The sequence below is a fragment of the Halosegnis marinus genome (assembly GCF_029338355.1).
Lineage (GTDB): Archaea > Halobacteriota > Halobacteria > Halobacteriales > Haloarculaceae > Halosegnis > Halosegnis marinus.
In genome coordinates, this window is the sequence record NZ_CP119802.1 from 2,192,884 (window position 1) to 2,210,480 (window position 17,597).

17 protein-coding genes are annotated in these 17,597 nt (G+C 69.6%); 11 read left to right on the forward strand and 6 right to left on the reverse strand.

Features of this window, described 5'->3' with window-relative positions:
• Positions 1-26: 26 nt before the first annotated feature.
• On the reverse strand, positions 27-983 hold the full coding sequence (locus tag P2T37_RS12220) for a mechanosensitive ion channel family protein (protein WP_276234231.1): 957 nt from the start codon (positions 981-983) through the stop codon (positions 27-29).
• A 159-nt stretch (positions 984-1,142) separates the two neighbouring features.
• Between P2T37_RS12220 and P2T37_RS12225 the strand changes: the two genes are divergently transcribed.
• Positions 1,143-1,331 carry a hypothetical protein gene (locus P2T37_RS12225; protein WP_276234232.1) on the forward strand — a complete coding sequence of 63 codons (189 nt, stop codon included), beginning with the start codon at positions 1,143-1,145 and terminating at the stop codon, positions 1,329-1,331.
• Position 1,332: 1 nt separating this feature from the next.
• Here the strand turns inward: P2T37_RS12225 and P2T37_RS12230 are convergent, their stop codons facing one another.
• Positions 1,333-1,905 carry a thioredoxin family protein gene (locus P2T37_RS12230; RefSeq protein WP_276234233.1) on the reverse strand — a complete coding sequence of 191 codons (573 nt, stop codon included), beginning with the start codon at positions 1,903-1,905 and terminating at the stop codon, positions 1,333-1,335.
• 38 nt (positions 1,906-1,943) lie between these two features.
• Positions 1,944-2,360 carry an EamA family transporter gene (locus P2T37_RS12235; RefSeq protein WP_276234234.1) on the reverse strand — a complete coding sequence of 139 codons (417 nt, stop codon included), beginning with the start codon at positions 2,358-2,360 and terminating at the stop codon, positions 1,944-1,946.
• Positions 2,361-2,427: 67 nt separating this feature from the next.
• Here P2T37_RS12235 and P2T37_RS12240 point away from each other — a divergent pair, with 67 nt between their 5' ends.
• On the forward strand, positions 2,428-4,248 hold the full coding sequence (locus P2T37_RS12240) for an LEA/WHy family protein (protein WP_276234235.1): 1,821 nt from the start codon (positions 2,428-2,430) through the stop codon (positions 4,246-4,248).
• On the opposite strand, the gene P2T37_RS12245 is transcribed toward P2T37_RS12240, so the two are convergent.
• Positions 4,245-5,513 carry an MFS transporter gene (locus tag P2T37_RS12245; protein WP_276234236.1) on the reverse strand — a complete coding sequence of 423 codons (1,269 nt, stop codon included), beginning with the start codon at positions 5,511-5,513 and terminating at the stop codon, positions 4,245-4,247. The genes P2T37_RS12240 and P2T37_RS12245 overlap by 4 nt on opposite strands.
• A 42-nt stretch (positions 5,514-5,555) precedes the next feature.
• Positions 5,556-5,750 (reverse strand): DUF7317 family protein, encoded by a 195-nt coding sequence (locus P2T37_RS12250; RefSeq protein WP_276234237.1) that lies wholly within the window; start codon positions 5,748-5,750, stop codon positions 5,556-5,558.
• Between the two features lie 179 nt (positions 5,751-5,929).
• Here P2T37_RS12250 and P2T37_RS12255 point away from each other — a divergent pair, with 179 nt between their 5' ends.
• From P2T37_RS12255 to P2T37_RS12295, 9 genes are all read left to right on the forward strand, one after another.
• Positions 5,930-6,418 (forward strand): Lrp/AsnC family transcriptional regulator, encoded by a 489-nt coding sequence (locus P2T37_RS12255; protein ID WP_276234238.1) that lies wholly within the window; start codon positions 5,930-5,932, stop codon positions 6,416-6,418.
• Positions 6,415-7,569, forward strand: coding sequence for a pyridoxal phosphate-dependent aminotransferase (locus tag P2T37_RS12260; protein ID WP_276234239.1), 1,155 nt, complete (start codon positions 6,415-6,417; stop codon positions 7,567-7,569). The genes P2T37_RS12255 and P2T37_RS12260 overlap by 4 nt, the downstream gene beginning before the upstream one ends.
• 81 nt (positions 7,570-7,650) lie before the next feature.
• The gene (locus tag P2T37_RS12265; protein ID WP_276234240.1) at positions 7,651-9,993 is read left to right on the forward strand and encodes a type II/IV secretion system ATPase subunit; all 2,343 of its coding nucleotides are present in this window, start codon (positions 7,651-7,653) and stop codon (positions 9,991-9,993) included.
• Complete coding sequence (locus tag P2T37_RS12270; RefSeq protein ID WP_276234241.1) at positions 9,990-12,017, forward strand: type II secretion system F family protein; 2,028 nt, start codon at positions 9,990-9,992, stop codon at positions 12,015-12,017. The genes P2T37_RS12265 and P2T37_RS12270 overlap by 4 nt, the downstream gene beginning before the upstream one ends.
• Entirely contained in the window at positions 12,014-12,733 is a 720-nt protein-coding gene (locus P2T37_RS12275) for a DUF7287 family protein (protein WP_276234242.1), read from the forward strand. The genes P2T37_RS12270 and P2T37_RS12275 overlap by 4 nt, the downstream gene beginning before the upstream one ends.
• Positions 12,734-13,324: a DUF7288 family protein gene (locus P2T37_RS12280; protein ID WP_276234243.1), complete on the forward strand. Its 591-nt coding sequence runs from the start codon at positions 12,734-12,736 to the stop codon at positions 13,322-13,324.
• Complete coding sequence (locus P2T37_RS12285; protein WP_276234244.1) at positions 13,312-14,673, forward strand: DUF7261 family protein; 1,362 nt, start codon at positions 13,312-13,314, stop codon at positions 14,671-14,673. The genes P2T37_RS12280 and P2T37_RS12285 overlap by 13 nt, the downstream gene beginning before the upstream one ends.
• Positions 14,670-15,113 (forward strand): DUF7266 family protein, encoded by a 444-nt coding sequence (locus P2T37_RS12290; RefSeq protein ID WP_276234245.1) that lies wholly within the window; start codon positions 14,670-14,672, stop codon positions 15,111-15,113. Before P2T37_RS12285 ends, P2T37_RS12290 begins: the two co-directional genes overlap by 4 nt.
• The gene (locus tag P2T37_RS12295; RefSeq protein ID WP_276234246.1) at positions 15,106-15,882 is read left to right on the forward strand and encodes a DUF7289 family protein; all 777 of its coding nucleotides are present in this window, start codon (positions 15,106-15,108) and stop codon (positions 15,880-15,882) included. Before P2T37_RS12290 ends, P2T37_RS12295 begins: the two co-directional genes overlap by 8 nt.
• On the opposite strand, the gene P2T37_RS12300 is transcribed toward P2T37_RS12295, so the two are convergent.
• On the reverse strand, positions 15,883-17,472 hold the full coding sequence (locus P2T37_RS12300; RefSeq protein WP_276234247.1) for a DUF7289 family protein: 1,590 nt from the start codon (positions 17,470-17,472) through the stop codon (positions 15,883-15,885).
• Positions 17,473-17,597 lie beyond the last annotated feature (125 nt).

The following is a 17,597-nucleotide window of genomic DNA, read 5'->3' on the forward strand; positions in this document are numbered from 1 at the left end:
ACGCAAATACGTTCCGGCCGGCGGACTCAGCGGTTCCGCCCGACCGGGAACGACACCCGGTCGGGATGCTCGTTCAGCGCCGCGAGCAACCGTTCGTAGAGGTCGTTACGCACGCGCGTGCCGCGGCGCGGGTGGACGAGGTAGCGCAGGCGGAGTTCCACCCACGACTCGCCCTGCCGGACGTTCACGCTCGGTCGCTCGCCCACCTCCAGTTCGACGGGCGTCTCCGCGAGCCGTTCGCGGTACTGCGCGACGTGTTCCGCCATCTCGGCGCCGAGGTAGTCGTCGGCCGTCTCGACCATCAGCTCCCGCGCGAACGCGAGGTCCGTCTCGTAGGCGACCTGTATCGACAGCTCGTTCCACACGTACGGGAACCCCTCCCACGAGTAGTTGTGGACGTGGGAGGAGAGCACGACGGAGTTGGGGAGCGTGACGATGCGGCCGGAGGGCTGGTGGGTCGAGACGAGGTCGCCGTTGATCTCCCACAGCGTCGTGACGAGGAAGTCCACCGCCACCACGTCCCCCTTCGACCCCTCGATGGCGACGCGGTCGCCGACCTGGTACGGCCGCTTCAGCATGATGTAGAGCCAGCCGATGAGCGAGAACAGCGGCTGTTGGAGCGCGAAGGTAACCGCGAAGCCCACGACGCCGAGCGAGACGAGCAGGCCGACCCACTGCTCGGTGACGACGCCGAAGCCGGCCGCGAGCGCCGCGCCGCCGACGGCGAGCTTCACGACGTTGCGGACGTCGTGCTTCCGGCGCTTGTCGGCCGCCCGCGCGACGAGGAATCCCGCGACGACGAGGTAAACGCCGTAGGCCGCGAGCGCCACCGCGGCGAGCGTGAGCCCCTTCACCACGAGGAACTGGAGGGTGAGGTCGCCGAGCGGGGTCGCGATGGGCTCCGCGAGCGCGCGCTCGACGACGCGGGCGGCCACGACCGCGAGGGCCGCGAGCACGAGCGAGACGTAACCGACGCGTTTCACGGCCGGGGGTCGAGGGGGACGGGGGAAAAGGTTCCGTCCGGTCCGGGGGTCGTCGGTCCCGTGTGGGCGCGAAACCGTACGGTGTGGGCCGTGTGAGCGCCTTTCATGCGGGTGGTCGTCACGCTGAGTTTAAATGGCCGAGACGGTTTGAAACCGGTAATGACGAACCTCCTCGCCGCGCTCGGCGTGGCCGCCGGCGGGCTCGCCCTCTCGGGCCTCGGCGCCACGCTCGACAGCGTCCTCATCACGGCCGTCGGCCTGCTCTCCGTCGGCCTCGTCGTCGCGCCGCTGTTCGCCGCCCGCCTCGCCGACCTCGTCGGCGGGCGCGCGGCCGGCGCGGGGAAGTAGCTCAGGCCTCCGGCCACTTGATGGAACAGCCCCGCGAGGGGTTGTCGTCCAGTTCCACGTCCTCGCCCGCGAGCACCGCGTCGATAGCTCGCCGCGCCTCGGAGCCGGGGCCACCGGACGGCTCGTCGTCGGGGTTGAGCGCGTCGTCGAGCCGGCCGTGGTACTTCAGCACCCACTCCCCGTCCTCCCGTCCGAAGAGGAACGGGTCCGGGGTGCAGACGGCGCCGTACGCGTCCGCGACCGAGGCGTCGTCGTCGCGGAGGTACGCGTCGTAGGCGACCGTCCCGTCGTCCACGAGTTCGCACATCCGCTCGTAGGAGTCGTCGGGGTACTCCTCGGCGTCGTTGGGGTTGATGCCGACGACGGCGCAGTCGTCGTAGTCGGCCGCGATGGCGTTGAGCGCGCCGAACTTCGCCTTCGCGTACGGACAGTGGTTGCAGGTGAAGACGACGAGCAGCGCGTCGTTGTCGGCGAAGGAGTCGGGGGTGTAGCTGGCCCCGTCCGTGCCGTCCAGCCGGAAGTCGGGGGCGACGTCGCCGCGGTGCAGTTCGGACTCGGATTCTGCCTGGACCATACCCGCAGTAGCGGCGCGCCGGCCAAAGGCGTTGTGCGCTACTCGACGGCGACGAGGTAGACGGCGACGATCGCGAGCGCGACGCCCGCGACCTTCCGGGCCGTGAGCGGTTCGTCGAGGAGGAACACGCCGGCGGCCGCCGAGGTGACGAGGAACGTCCCGAACACGGGGACGACGACGGAGACGGGGCCGAGCGCGAGCGCCCGGTAGTAGGCGATGATGCCGACCGAGAGGAACGCGCCGGCAGCGAACATGTACTTGGCGTCGGGGTGAGTGAGCGAGGCGACGGGGTTGCCGTTCGTGGCGAGGACGACCGCGAGCGCCGCGACGGCGAGCATCCCGTTCGTGACGAGCGCGACGGTCGTGCTGGGGAGGTCGCGCGTGGCGAGCTTCGTCAGCGGCGCGACGAAGGTGTACGCCGCCAGCCCGAGCAGGGCGTAGGGGAGATAGCGCATACCGCGGCGACGGGCCGCGGGCACAAACGGCCGTCGGCTTCATGCGGGAGGGTTGTGAACGCCATCTATGGTCACACGCGGAACGGCGCTGAAGGTGGGAGCCGTGCTGCTCCTGCTCGTCGGCGCCGGGGTCGGAGCGTATCTCTACCAGCTCGGCTCCGACTTCCAGCAGCCGACGGTCGAGTCCGTCGAGTCGGAGTTCGGCGCGGTCGAGGGCGACACGACCGAGATACGGACGCGGCTGGTGCTCGACAACCCCAACGACCAGTCCATTCCCGGTGCGGCGCGGCTCGGGTTCGCCGTGACGATGAACGGCGTTCCGGTCGCCGACGGGTCGAAGGGCGGCGTCGGCCTCCGGCCGGGACGCAACGAACTGAACGTCACCGTCCCGCTGCGCAACGAACAGATACCGGCGTGGTGGGTCACCCACGTCAACAACGACGAGCGTACGGAGCTCGTGACGGCCCCGAGCGTCTCGCTCCCGGGCCTGCCGGTGAGCGTCGACCTGCCGAACCGGACCCGGACCATCGAGACGGACCTGCTCGGGGCCGTCACCTCCGAGGGCGAGCGCACCGTCGCGGTGGGGAACACCTCGGTGATGACCGTCTCGAACCAGCGCGCCTCGTGGGGCGAGGCGACGGCCGAGGAGACGCCCCTCGAAGTCCGGACGGACATCGAGAACGTCCACGACTACCCCGTCAGGCTCGACGGCACCGCCTACACCATCGAGATGAACGGCGTCGTCGTCGGCAACGGGACCACGGACGACTCCTTCGTCCTCCAGCCGGGCGAGTCGGGCACGTTCGCCGCGAACCCGGTCATCGACACGCCGCGGATGGCCGACTGGTGGGCGAGCCACGTCGCGGCGAACGAGACGACGCGCCTCTCCGTGCGGGTGTACGGACTGGTCGAGCAGGACGGCGAGCTCGAACGCGTCCCCATCACCGTCTTCGAGCGGGAGGCCGAACTCCGCACCGACCTCCTCGGCGAGGGGGGTACCGAGGTGGAGAGCATCGACACGGGCGCCGACGAGTTCGCCTACGAGCAGCCGTCGCTCGTCGCCTCCGCCAGCGGCTGGGGCGAGGTCGGGGAGACGACGACCGAAATAGAGACCGAGGTCGTCGTGAACAACCCCAACGACGGAGCCGTGGGCGACCTCGTCTCGCTGTCGGTCGCCGAGGAGACACACATCAACGGGGTCCGGGCCGCCTCCGGCGAGGGGAGCCTCGACGGGCTGGCGCCGGGGAACAACACCCTCGCGCTCGTCAGCGAGTTCCGCCACGACGCGGTGCCGGAGTGGTGGGCGCGCCACCTCAACCGCGGCGAGGCCTCGACCGTCGTGACGACGACGAACGCGACGGCCGACATCGGCGTGACGCGCCTCGCCGCGCCCGAACCCGAGCGGACGCGCACCGTCTCGACGGACCTGCTCGCGGGCTTCAACAGCACCGAGCCGGACGAGATACGGCAGTCGGGGCAAACCGTCGCGACCATCACCGAGACGCGGGCGACGTGGGGCGAGGCGACCGCGGAGACCGCGCCCATCGACACCGCCGTCACCATCCGCAACGAGCGGAGCCGGTTCATCACCGTCCGCGACATCACCTACACGGTGCGGCTGAACGACGTGGCGCTGGCCGACAACCGCACCGTCGACGAGACGTACACGATATCGCCGCTCTCGACGCGGACCATCGAGCCGCGGTTCCTGTTGAACAACTCCCGGATGGCCGACTGGTGGCCCACCCACGTCCGCAACGGCGAGGAGTCCGTGATGACGACGGAGGTGTACGCCACCGTCGAGACGGCGCTCGGCACCCGGCGAGTCCGCCTCGACTCGTTCAGTCAGAACCGGACGGTCGCGACGGAGTTCTTCGCCGAGAGCTAGTCGCCGGGCGCGCCCGCCACGCCGGGCGTCCCGAGCCCCGTTCGCTTCACCGCGAGCGTGAGGGCGAGCGTCACGGCACCCACCGCGGCCACGGCGTAGAAGGCGACGCCCGCGCCGACGCTCTCCACGACGTAGCCGAAGGCGGGCGGCGCGACGGCCCCGCCGGCCGAGATACCGACGGTCATCAGCGCGAAGTTCTTCCCCACGTCGTCGCGGGCCGAGGCCGCGTCGGTGAGCTTCGAGCGCGCGGGCCGCGACACGTCGATGGTCGCCGACAGCGAGAGGACGACCACCACGGCCGCCGCGGCGGGGAGAGCCCCCCACGCGAGCGTTCCGGCGACGAGGACGAGCGCGGCGTAGCCGGCCGTCATCACGGGGAGCGAGCCGACCCGGTCGGCGAGCACGCCCCCGCCGAGCAGGACGACGGCCCCGACGCCGAGCATCGCCGAGGAGACGAGGCTCGCGTCGGCGGGCGCGAGGCCGTAGCCGCCGAGCAGCGCGGGCGTGTACGTCTTGACGCCCCACCCGGCGACGCTGTTCGAGAACCACAGCAGGGTGAGGAGCAGGACGGGAGGCGCGCCCGCGAGCGAGCGGGCCTCGGCACGGAGCCCCCGGCCGGCGCGGCGCGCGACGGGCACGGCGTTACTCGGACGGAACGCCCCGCGGCCGGGGAGCGGGCGCGGGTCCGGCGGGTGGGTCACCTCGCGGCCGACGGGGCGGAGCGCGACCAGCGCGACGGCGGCGTAGAGCCCGCCCGCGACCGCCACCGCCCCGAACGCGACCCGCCAGTCGTAGCCGAGCAGGTACGCGGCGGGGACGACGGAGAAGGGGGCCGCGAGGCCGAGCGCCCCGGCGAAGCCGTGGACGGAGTAGGCCCGCCCGCGCCGCTCCTCGTCGGTCGCCGAGGAGAGCATCGGGTAGTGGGCGGGGTGGTGGCCGGCGACGCCGATGCCGACGACGACCTGTCCGGCGAGGAGCCACGCGTAGGAGGGGGCGAGCGCCACGGTTCCGGCACCGAGCGCGCCGAGCGTGAGCGACCCGGCGAACACGAGCCGGCGCGAGTAGGTGTCCGAAACGTAGCCGAGCGGCAGCTGGAGCAGGGTGACGACGCCGCCGGCCAGGCCGACCGCCAGCCCGAGCGCGGCCGTGGAGACGCCGAGGTCGGCGGCGAGATAGGGGAACGCGGGCGCGAGGAGGACGAGGTAGGCGTGGTTGAAGAGGTGGGAGCCGCCGACGAGGCCGACGACCCGGGCGGTGTGACTCACACGGTCGCTACCGGCGGGAGGGGCAAAGGCGAGTCGCTCGCGTCAGTCGGCGGCGGCGCGGCCGCGCGCCTTCACGTCCTCGGGGACGTGGCCGTCGGTCTCGACGCCCCGGCGGGCGAGACAGTCGAGCAGCCGCGACTCCTCGACGCCGGCCTGCTGGGCCGCCATCGACAGTGTGTACGTCCCGCTCTCGTAGAGCGACACGGCGGTCTGCAACGCGTGCTGGTGCATGCTCATAGCCATCCACGGGGGCATAATAAGAATATCGTGAGATAATATATCATAGTATGACAGTACGCCACAAGGAATGAGATGCGGAATCATTGTATATCATGAAATATCATGTCGGACGGCGGCGGCCCGAAAACGCTGACGGCGACGCAAGCGTTAACCCCGCCGTGGCCGCCGGTCGGGGTATGGACGAGCGTGCAGAACTCCTCGACCTGTTGCGGGAGAACGCCCGCTACACGACCGCCGACCTCGCCCGGATGCTCGGGACCGACGAGGCAGCAGTATCCGAGGGGATCGCCGCGCTCGAAGCGGAGGGCGTCGTCGCCGGCTACCGCGCCGTCCTCGACCCGGCGAAACTCGACCCCGAACCGGTGCAGGCCCACGTCGAGTGTAACGTCACGCTCGACCGCGAGACCTCCTACGACGACATCGCCGAGCGGCTGGCCGGCTTCCCCGAGGTGGAGTCGCTCCGGCTCATGTCCGGCGACTACGACTTCGCCCTCGAAGTGGAGGCCGACTCGATGGGCGAGGTGTCGCGGTTCGTCTCCGAGAAGGTCGCGCCCCTCCCCGAAATCACCCAGACGGTGACCCACTACGTGATGGAGACGTACAAGCGGGCGGGCCACCGGTTCGAGGACGGCGACGGCGACGACCGCCTCGCCTACTCGCCATGAGCGGCGACGGGCCGCTCGCGCCCTCCGAGCGGGTCGCCTCGGTGCCCGAGTCCGGCATCCGGAAGTTCTTCGAGGTGGCCGCGGAGATGGACGACGTCGTCTCGCTCGGCGTCGGCGAGCCGGACTTCGCGACGCCGTACCGCGCCCGCGAGGCCGCCATCGACTCGCTCCAGCGCGGGAAGACCTCCTACACCGCGAACAAGGGGATGGCCGCGCTTCGCGAGCGCATCGCCGACCACGTGACGCGCTACGACCTCGACTACGACCCCGACGCGGAGGTACTCGTCACCGCGGGCGCGAGCGAGGCCATCGACCTCGCCTTCCGCGCGCTGGTCGACCCCGGCGACACCGTCGCCATCGCCCAGCCGTCGTACGTCTCCTACGAGCCGGGCGTCCGCTTCGCGGACGGCGAGCCGCTGCCCGTCCCGACCTGCGCCGAGGACGAGTTCGCGCTCACCCGCGAGGCGCTCGAAGCCGCGGGCGCGAGCGAGGCCGACCTGCTCGTCTACTGCTACCCGAACAACCCTACCGGGGCGACGATGAGCGAGGAGGCGCTCCGCGAGGTGGCGGCCTTCTGCCGCGAGCACGACATCGGCGTGCTGGCCGACGAGATATACGCCGCGCTCACCTACGAGGGCGAGCACACCTCCATCGCGACGCTCCCCGGAATGCGCGAGCGAACCGTCGTCTTCAACGGCTTCTCGAAGGCGTACGCGATGACGGGGCTCCGGCTGGGCTACGCGCTCGCGCCGCCGGCGGTGGTCGACTCGCTCAACCGCGTCCACCAGTACACGATGCTGTCGGCCCCGACGACGGCCCAGCACGCGGCCATCGAGGCGCTCGACAACTGCGAGTCGGACGTCGCCGAGATGCGCACCCAGTACGATCGTCGGCGGAACTTCGTGCTCGCGCGGCTCGACGAGATGGGCATCGACTGCTTCGAGGCGACCGGCGCGTTCTACGTGTTCCCCGAGTCGCCGTGGCCCGACGCGGGCGAGTTCGCCGAGGCGCTGCTCGAAGCCGAGCAGGTCGCCGTCGTCCCGGGCGACGCGTTCGGCGAGGGCGGCGAGGGGCACCTCCGGATGTCGTACGCCTCCTCCATGGCCGACCTGCGGACCGCGATGGACCGGCTCGAACGGTTCCTCGACTGACAGTACGCACCCGTTAACCGCCGCTTAACGGGGGCCGAAATCGGGGCAAACCTTTTTCTTCGTCGTGTGTTCTCTCGTGCAATGGCTATCGACGACGCCGACGCCGGCGACACCGAACCGAGCGGGACGCCCGGCGTCGAGGTCGCGGACGAGGGGGCCGCGACCGAGGCGGGCGGGGCGACCGTCGGCGAGTACACCTGGGAGGACTACAAGCGGGAGTTCTTCTACGACGACGAGGGGAACGCCCCGGAGGGCGAGACGTTCGACGAGGACGGCGCGCTCCCCTACGAGGGCGACACCCGCGCCGTGCTCGGCGAGGGGAGCGCCGTCGCGGACCTCGTCGCCGGCATCCGCGAGTACAACACCGTCCGGGTGAACCCGGACCTCGACGAGGACGCCTTCTTCTCCGACGCCGACGGCGTCCCCACCGTCGTCTCCCGCTACGACCTGGAGAAGGCGGTCCCCCACGAGAAGAAGAGCCACTTCCGCGAGGTGGACCGCTACTGGGTGAACGAGCCGTACGCGTTCGTCATCATCTTCCACTCCGAGAAGGAGAACGAGAAGAAGTACTACCTCGTGGAGCCGTACCTCACCCCCATCGAGCGGGACCTGAAGGACTTCCTCTCCGGGAAGCTGAAGACCGCCATCAAGTACTCCTCGGACGACGTGGTCGTCGAGGGGAGCGACGACGCCCGCGCCGGCGTCATCGAGCGCGAGACGCGGAACCTCCTCGACCGCTACGACCTCTACGAGACGGGGTCGGAGCCCGCCCAGGCCGGCGGCGACGGCGGCGACGGCGGCCTGATGGCCCAGCTGAAGGAGGGGCTCGGCATGGCCGAGGAGTCCGACGACGAGCGGCTCCCCCAGCCGCTCCGAGGGCTGTCCGTCCGTCCCGAACCCGCGCTGCTCGCGGAGGACGGCGACACCCTCTCCGAGTACCAGATAGAGAAGCTGCTCTACCTGCTGAAGCGGAACTTCATCGGGTTCGAGCGCATCGACGGCATCAAACACGACATCAACGTGGAGGACATCTCCTGTGACGGCTACAACTCCCCCGCGTTCGTCTACCACTCCGACTACGAGCAGATCATCACGAACGTCTACCACGACGAGACGGAGCTCGACGACTTCGTGGTGAAGATGGCCCAGCGCTCGGGGAAGGGTATCTCGAAGCGCCAGCCGCAGGTGGACGCGACCCTCCCCGACGGCTCCCGTGCCCAGCTCACCCTGGGGCGGGAGGTGTCGGACCACGGGACGAACTACACGATTCGGCAGTTCAAGGACGTCCCGTTCACCCCCGTGGACCTCATCAACTGGAACACCTTCTCGCTGGACGAGATGGCGTTCCTGTGGCTCTGTATCGAGAACAACAAGAGCCTGATATTCGCGGGCGGGACGGCGTCGGGGAAGACGACCTCGCTGAACGCGGTGTCGCTGTTCATCCCGTCGAAGGCGAAGATCGTCTCCATCGAGGACACCCGCGAGGTCGAACTCCCTCAGCGGAACTGGATCGCCAGCGTCACGCGTCCGTCCTTCTCGGACGACGACAAGGGCGACGTGGACGAGTTCGACCTGCTGGAGGCCGCCCTGCGTCAGCGGCCCGAGTACATCGTGATGGGTGAGATCCGTGGCGAGGAGGGCCGCACCCTCTTCCAGGTCATGTCCACCGGCCACACCACGCTCACCACCTTCCACGCGGACTCCGTCGGGGAGGTCATCAAGCGGTTCACGACCGAGCCGATCAACGTCTCGAAGACGATGTTCACGGCGCTCGACCTCGTGTCGATTCAGACGCAGACACGGGTGCAGGGTCGGAAGGTCCGCCGGAACAAGTCGCTCACCGAGATCAACCACTACGACCCGGAGAACGACGAGATCAACGTCCAGGACGTCTACCAGTGGCAGGCCGAGACCGACGAGTACCTGAAGATGGGCCAGTCGAACACCGTCGAGCAGATCATGTTCGACCGGGGCTGGTCCTACGAGGAGCTCGATCGTCAGCTGGAGACGCGCAAGATCGTCCTCGCGTACCTCATCCAGCACGGCCTGAACACGTACACGCAGGTCGCGGCGTCGCTGCAGGCGTTCATGAACGACGAGGAGACCATCCTCACGCTCGTCGCCAACGGCCGCCTGGAGCGCTCGCTGGAGGACCTCCGCGAGATGGAGTCCGTCCAGATCGACATCGACCCCGAGAAGGAGGCGATGGTGCCCCGGCCGGACGCGGGCGAGGAGATGCTCGCCGAAACCGGGGAGACGCTGGAGGCCGCCGAACCCCTCCTCGAGGAGTACCGCGGCGAACACAGCGAGGGGGTCGCGAGCGCCCTGCTGGACGGGCTGGACGCCGACACCGGCTTCGACTTCGGCTCCATCGCCGGCGCGCTCGGCACGGACGGCGGCCGGCCGCAGGGTGACGAGTCGTGAGCCTCCGGACGCGCGACGGGGGAGGGGGCGGCCAGCAATACGGCGACGCGGACGCGCTCTCGGACGCCTTCTACCCGCTGTACCGCCGGCTGTTCGACGAGGACTCCGACTTCGTCGCCGGGATGGAGACGAAGCTCGCGGAGGCGCGGATGCCCGCGACGGTAGAGATATATCTCTCGCGGGCGCTCGCCATCGGGGCCATCGCCGGCGTCGCGCTGTGGCTCGCCGGCACCGCCGCCGGCTGGCTCGTCGTCGAACTGTTCATCCGTGACGCGCCGCTGCTGCTGGGACTGCCGCTCCCGGACTCCCTCATCCCCATCGTGAACGCGCTGAAGCTCCCGGCGTTCATCGTCGTGACGGGGCTCGTCTTCGGCTCCATCGGCTTCGGGCTGGGGTTCGGCTCGATGGCGTCGGTTCCGTACTTCCGCTCCGACGCGCGCAAACGCGAGATAAACGTCCTCCTCTCCGACTCGGTCTCCTTCATGTACGCGCTGTCCGTCGGCGGGCTCAATCAGCTCGAGATCCTCCAGGCGATGGCGAAGGCCGACGACACCTACGGCGAGGTGGCACAGGAGTTCCAGTCCATCGTCCTCGAGACCGACTACTTCGACACGGACTACCGGACCGCCATCCGCAATCAGGCGCTCCAGACGCCCTCCGACGAACTGAGCCAGTTCCTCACGGACATGCTCTCCATCGTCAACTCCGGCGGGGACATGGAGCAGTTCCTGGAGGACCAGAAGGAGAAGCACATGCGCACCTCCAAGCAGGAACAGGAGATGGTGCTGGAGACGCTGGAGCTGTTCGGCGAGATGTTCATGACGCTGTCGCTGTTCCCGCTGCTGCTTATCATCATCCTCGTCATCATGTCGATGCTGGGCGAGGCCCAGACCATCCTGCTGTACGGGACGGTGTACGGCCTCATCCCGCTCATCGGCGCGGGCTTTCTCGTGTTGGTCTCGACGGTCGTCCAGGACGAGGTCGGCGACGGCTACCTGCAGGCCGACGACGAGGAGGTCGGCACCTCGACGGGGAAGATGTTCGACCTCGGCCTCGTCGAGGGGTACGAGGGCCGGTGGGGCGTCTTCGACCGCATCAAGTCCCGCGAGGGGACCCACGAGACCAAGGAACTGCTGAAACAGCCCCACCTGTTCTTCCGCGACCACCCGCTCACCATCCTCGCGGTGACGCTGCCGGCGACGGCCGTCCTGCTCGGGTTCTTCGCCGCGGCGGGCGTCGGCCCCACGAGCATCGAGGGGATGAAGAGCCAGCCCATCCGCGGCACCTTCGTCTGGATGTACCTGCCGCTGTACCTCAACGGCATCCCGCTGACGGTGTTCTACGAGTGGAACGTCCGCTCGCGGACGGGTATCACGAAGAGCCTCTCCGACAACCTCCGGAAGCTCTCCTCCGCGAACGACACGGGGATGACCCTGCTCGAATCCATCAAGGTCGTCTCCGACACCTCGTCGGGAAAGCTCGCGGACGAGTTCGACGAGATGCACGCGAAGGTGAACTACGGCACCGGGCTGAAAGCCGCGCTCATCGAGTTCAACAACAAGTACCACATCCCGCGGCTCGCCCGGACGGTGAAGCTCATCTCGAAGGCACAGGAGGCCTCCTCAGAGATAACGCAGGTCCTCTCGACGGCGGCACAGGCCTCCGAGAACCAGGACGACATCGAGCGCGACCGCAAGTCGCGCACCCGGATGCAGGTGGTCATCATCATCATGACCTACCTCACCCTGCTCGGCGTGATGGCCATCCTGAAGCTGAAGTTCCTCGACGTGATGGCCGGCCTCGCACAGCAGGCTTCCGGCGGCGGGGGCGGCGCGAGCGCGGGCGGCTTCGCCGGCGGGGTCGACACCGACCTGCTGACGATGCTGTTCTTCCACGCCGTCACCCTCCAGGCCATCATCTCCGGGTTCATCGCCGGCTACATCCGTGACGTGTCCATCCTTGCGGGGATGAAGTTCGCGGTCGTCCTCCCGACGTTCGCGTTACTGGTGTTCCTGTTCATATGAACGACCGTGGCCAGACCGTCCTCGACTTCGCCGTCGGCATCAGCGTCTTCCTCGTCGTGGTGGCGTTCGTGCTCACGTTCGTCCCCGGGATGGTCCAGCCGTTCCAGTCCTCGACGCAGGCCGAGACGGCCGCGGCCGACCGGCTGGCCGAACAGGTCGCCGCCGGCATGCTGGTCGAGGACGTCTCGGAGCCGTACCTGCTCGACGCCGGGTGCGTCTCGACGTTCTTCGCCCTGGAGAACTCCGACGGCGACCCGGCGAACGACCGCGACGCCTACGGGGACAACGACGGCGTCGTCCGGTCGGACCTCTTCGACATCACCGGGTCCGACCTCTACACCGCCGGCGACTGCGGGTTCTCCGTGTCCGACGGTGTCTTCGAGCGACTCGCGACGGACACGAGCGACATGAACGTCCGCGTCAGCCTCGTCGGCGACCTGGACGGGGACGGCACGGCGAACCTCCTGTGTATCGACGCCAACGAGGCGGGGGCGGACACCCCCGACAGCGGCGACACGCTCGTCGAGACCACGGACCCCTACGCCTCGGGGACCGACTGTGACATGACCGGGGACGACTACGACCTCGCGTTCGAGACCGGAAACGACCCGCCGGCCGACTCCTCGTCCGTCGTCACCGCGCGGCGGCAGGTGACCGTGGACGGCGCGTTCTCCAACGGCCGCGTCGACGCCGCCCTCGTCGTGGAGGTGTGGTGAATGGACAGAGGACAGGCGTTCACGCTCGAATCCATCACCGCGGGGCTGTTGCTCATCGGCGGACTCGTCTTCGCCCTGCAGGCGACGGCCGTGACGCCGCTGTCGGCGTCCACGTCGAGCCAGCACATCGAGAACCAACAGCAGGCGGTCGCCGAGGGCGTCCTCGCCGCCGCCGTGGACGACGACGCGCTGTCCGTGACGCTCCGCTACTGGAACGATTCGGGCGCGACGTTCCACGACAGCAGCGATGAGGCGTACTACGTGGACGAGGACCTCGACACGCGGTTCGGGGCGCTGTTACAGCGGGCGCTCACCTCCCGGTCCATCGTCGCGAACGTGTACGTCCACTACGAGACGCCTGCCGGCGGCTCCCGCGTCCAGCGGGTCGTCTACCGCGGCGCCCCCTCGGACAACGCCGTCTCCGCGAGCGCCCGGACGGTGCTGTTCGACGACGACCCGCTGCTCGACGCGGACGCCCGCCCGACGGGGACGACGCTCGCCGACGCGGACACGTTCTACGCGCCGGACGCTCACCCCGACAGCATCGTGTTCAACGTCGTGCGCGTGGAGGTGGTCGCGTGGCGGCAGTGACCGGCGACCGCGACCGCGCCCAGCTCATCCTCATCGGGGGGCTCGCGCTCGCGATAAGCTTCGTCGCCATCGCGCTGGTGCTCAACTCCGCCATCTACACCCACAACCTCGCCAGCCGCTACGACGGCGGGGGCGACGACGCGACGACCTTCGCGCGCGACGCCCGCGCCGGCGCGGGGGCGGCGCTCGACCACGCCAACGGCGCCGGCGGGAGCTACGCGGCGGTCGAGGGCAACTACAGCGAGGCGATAGGGAACGTGAGCGAGGCGTTCGGCCGGTCGGCGGCGGTGAGCGGCCGCCTCGTCTCCATCGACCACCTGAGCGAGTCGCGCGGCGTCCGCGTCGTGGACGACGAGCCCGGCGGGAGCGACTTCCGGCCGGCGAACGGGAGCGCGTCGTCGTGGTACGTCGCCACCGACGCGACGGTGCGGAACTTCGAGATGACCGTCGACCGGACCTCGTTGGACGACCTCGGCGACAGCTTCGACCTCGGAAGCCTCTTCGGGCTGTTCGGCGGGAGCGAGACGCCGTTCACCGTCCGGTTCGAGGACGGAACCGACACGTACCTCGTCGCCGTCTACGCCGACGAGGCGGACGACGAGGTGAAGGTGCAGGTGTACGAGGGCGACGACGGCAGCGGCACCGAGGTCGGCACCTGCTCCGTCGTCGCGGACACGGCGACCGTCGAGTACGCCGCCGCGCGGGTCAACGGCGAGCGGTGTGCCCCGCTGGAGGCGCTTGACGACCTCGGCGGGAGTCTCGACGTTCGCTACGACTACCCCGACTCGGCCGTCGGGAGCTACGAACTCGTCGCCGACCGCCTGGTCGCGGGCGAGGACGCCGTCGGGCCGTTCGTCAGCGCCGTGAACGACCGGAACTTCGGCTACGGCTGTACGGACGGCGGGTCGGTGTTCAACGGCACGGCCGACCCCGGGCCCCACGCGGTCCCCGCGCTGTACGACACGACCGTCGAGACGACCTACGAGTCGGCCGACGCGACGTTCACGAGCGAGTGGCGCGTCGCGCCCGACGAGCGGACGGTTCCGACCGCCCCGCGTATCGAGTCGTTCGTGGTGAACGACGGGACGAGCGGGGACGACCAGTTCGACCTCTCGTGGTCGGCGACGGACCCGAACGGCGACCCCGTCTCCGTCGAGGTCACGTTCGTCGATAGCGACGGCGATACCGAGACGTTCACGGCTCCCGGCACGGTGACGCTGCCGACGGCCCTCCAGGGTGACGGCCCGTACGACGTGACGATAACGGCCACGGCCGGGGGCGAGTCGCGTTCCGTCAGCGAGCGCCACGCCGACGACGGCACGAGCGGTCCCGTGGGGTGTCCGACGTGAGCGAGCGCGGCGTCTCCACCGTCGTCGGCTTCGTGTTGACGCTCGGCATCACCTCGCTGCTCATCATCGGCCTGCTCATCGCCGCGGGCGGGTTCGTCTCCGACCAGCGGCAGGACACCGTGCGCGACGAACTGGAGGTCATCGGCCAGCAGGTGGCGGCCGACCTCGCGGCGAGCGACCGGCTGACCCGCGCGGGCGGGACCGAGGTGGGTATCGCGCGGTCGTACCCGCGCACGGTGACGGGGAGCGGTTACCAGGTCAGGGTGTCGGACCCCGGCACCCCCGGGGAAAGGGTCCGGGTGACGCTCACCGCGGACGACCCGGCGGTGACCGTCGTCGTGGACGTGCGCGTTCGGACCCCCGTGCGAGCGACGACCGTCCGGGGCGGCGACCTGACCGTCGCGCTCGACGCCGGGGAACTGGAGGTGCGGAATGACTGACCGCGCGGTGAGCGAGGTCATCGGGTTCGTCCTCGTGTTCTCGCTCGTGCTCTCGTCGGTGAGCGTCGTGTACGTCGTCGGCTTCGGCGGCCTCCAGGACGCCCGCGACGCCGAGCAGCTGACGAACGCCGAGCGCGCGTTCGACGTCCTCGCGGACAATATGGACGATATCCACCGCGACAACGCGCCCAATCGCGCGACGGAGTTCAAACTGTACGACGCGCGCATCGACGTCGGCGACCCGGTGACGTTCAACGTCACCGTGGACAACGGCACCGGCACGCAGAGCTTCTCCGTCGACGCGCGCCCGGTCGTCTACGCGCCGACCACGGGGGAGACGACGCTCCGGTACCTCAACGGGGCGGTGTTCCGGACGGGCGGGAGCGGCTCCGTCCTGCTGAACGAGCCCCGGTTCCTGTTCCGCGAGTCCGGCGGCCTCCGCACGGCGGCGTTCCCGCTCATCGAGACGCGACCGGACGGCGTGAACGCCATCGGCGGCTCGACGACCGTCCTCATCCGTGCGGACCTGGCGCGCGCCGAGTTGCTGGGCTCGCTGCCCGACGCCGCCGGGCGGTACGACGTGACCTTCCGCGTCGAGACGGCGGCGGCGCGCGCGCCGACGTGGGAGCGGTTCCTGGAGGCGGAGCTGAACGACGCCTACGGCGACGCCGACCGGTGTACGGTGTCGGGCGGAACCGTCGAGTGCGCGTTCGAGACGGACCGGCTGTACGTCTCGGCGACGCGCATCGACGTGGCTATCGACTCGTGACTACGCCATCCGGACGTCTATCTCGTTGCGGGTGACGTGGAGGTAGGTGACGTAGCGGGCCGACCCCCCGGTGACGATGCGCCCCGACGACGCGCCCTCGTTCACCGTGTCGGAGTTCTTGTCGTCCACGGCGAGGTCGAACTCCGCGGGAAGCTCGGCGAAGTAGTGGTTGAGGAGCCGGTCGATGCTCTCGGTGTCGCCGACGGTGTACGTCTCGGACTCCCAGTCGCCGTGGCCGGAGAACGTCGTGGAGTCGCTCGTCCCGCCGAAGTCGTCGCCGGCGTTCTTGAAGTAGACGAGCTGGTCGATGTTGCTCGTGTAGGTGAGGTTCACGTCGCCCTCGCCGTAGTCGACGTAGCTGCCGTCGCCGTCCTCGTCGTCCACGAAGTCCATCGTCAGCCGTATCTCGTCGTCGACCCCGTCGCCGTCGCCGTCCACACAGGTGGCTTCGTAGGCGTCGTCCGCGTGCCAGGCGTCGTAGGTGTCGCCCCCGTCGTCGGAGTAGTAGATGTTCAGGCTCACCGCGAGGTCGCTCGTTCCGCCGGAACAGCCGCTCCCGCCGGACTTTCGCGCGTGTATCTCGAACTGCTGTTGTCCCTCGTCGACGTACATCGACCACTGGAGGTTGTTGAAGTTCGCCGAGTCGCTGTCGTCGGGCGAGAGCGTGATGGCGAACTCGCTGGTGGCGTGGCCGCCCGAGGCCCCGGAGACGGTGACCGACCCGCCCTCCCCGGGCATCTCGAAGTCGCCGATCTGGCCCAGCGAGACGAGCGAGATGGTGACGACGTCGTCGTCGGCCCCGTCACCGTCGGTGTCGAAGTACGTCACCTCGCCGGTCGTCCGCGTCTCGAAGTACTCGCCCCACGCCCGCGCGTACTCGCTCTCGATGCGGACGATGACGTTGCCGTCGGTGATGGGGTTGCGGAACGGCTCCCCGCCGCAGTCGGGCGACGAGGTGGGGAAGGCGTCCGAGGCGTTCGGGAACACGCGGACCGGGTCCCGCGGCGCGGTCACCGTCGCGCGAGCCGCTCCGGAGGCCCCGCCCCCGCCGCGCGTGAGCACGATGGGGAGCGTCAGCGTCGCGTCGCGGTAGTGGAACTCCGGCGGCGACACCATCGCGGAGCCGCCGTCGCCGTCGCCGCTCCAGACGCCGCCGCCCTGGTACGCCAGCGTGCGGCCGTCCGTCGTCGTGTACCGCACCGCGCCCAGCGGCGTCGGGTCGAGGATGTACGCGTCGTCGCCGCCGAGCACGTCGCTCTCGTTGTCGTACGGGGCCCCGTCCGGGCCGTCGTCGTCACAGTCCAGTTGGACGATGGAGACGCTGCCGGCGTCGGGGTCCACGCTGTACGTGCCGTCGCCGCGGCCGAAGTCGACGGTCTGGACGTTCGAGTCGCCGAGCGCGACCTGTGCGGCCTGCGAGTCGAACAGCGTCATCGCCTGCTCGGCGCGCGCGAACTCCGACTGGTCCTGCGTGTCGGTCAGCGCCGCGCCGCCGAACGCGACGACCGCCGTCGTCCCGAGTATCGTCAGGCCGAGCAGCAGCGCCACGCCGAGCGGGGCTGACTGCGCGCGCTCGTCGGGACGGGTCATTGTACCGTAGTCGGGAGACGCGGTAATAAACGCCGTGGCCGCCGGGTAGGCGCGGGGTTCGGCGTCATAATATGCTATTAAGTCTTATACGAAGGTTGTACGAACGTTCAAATACGTGTATCGTG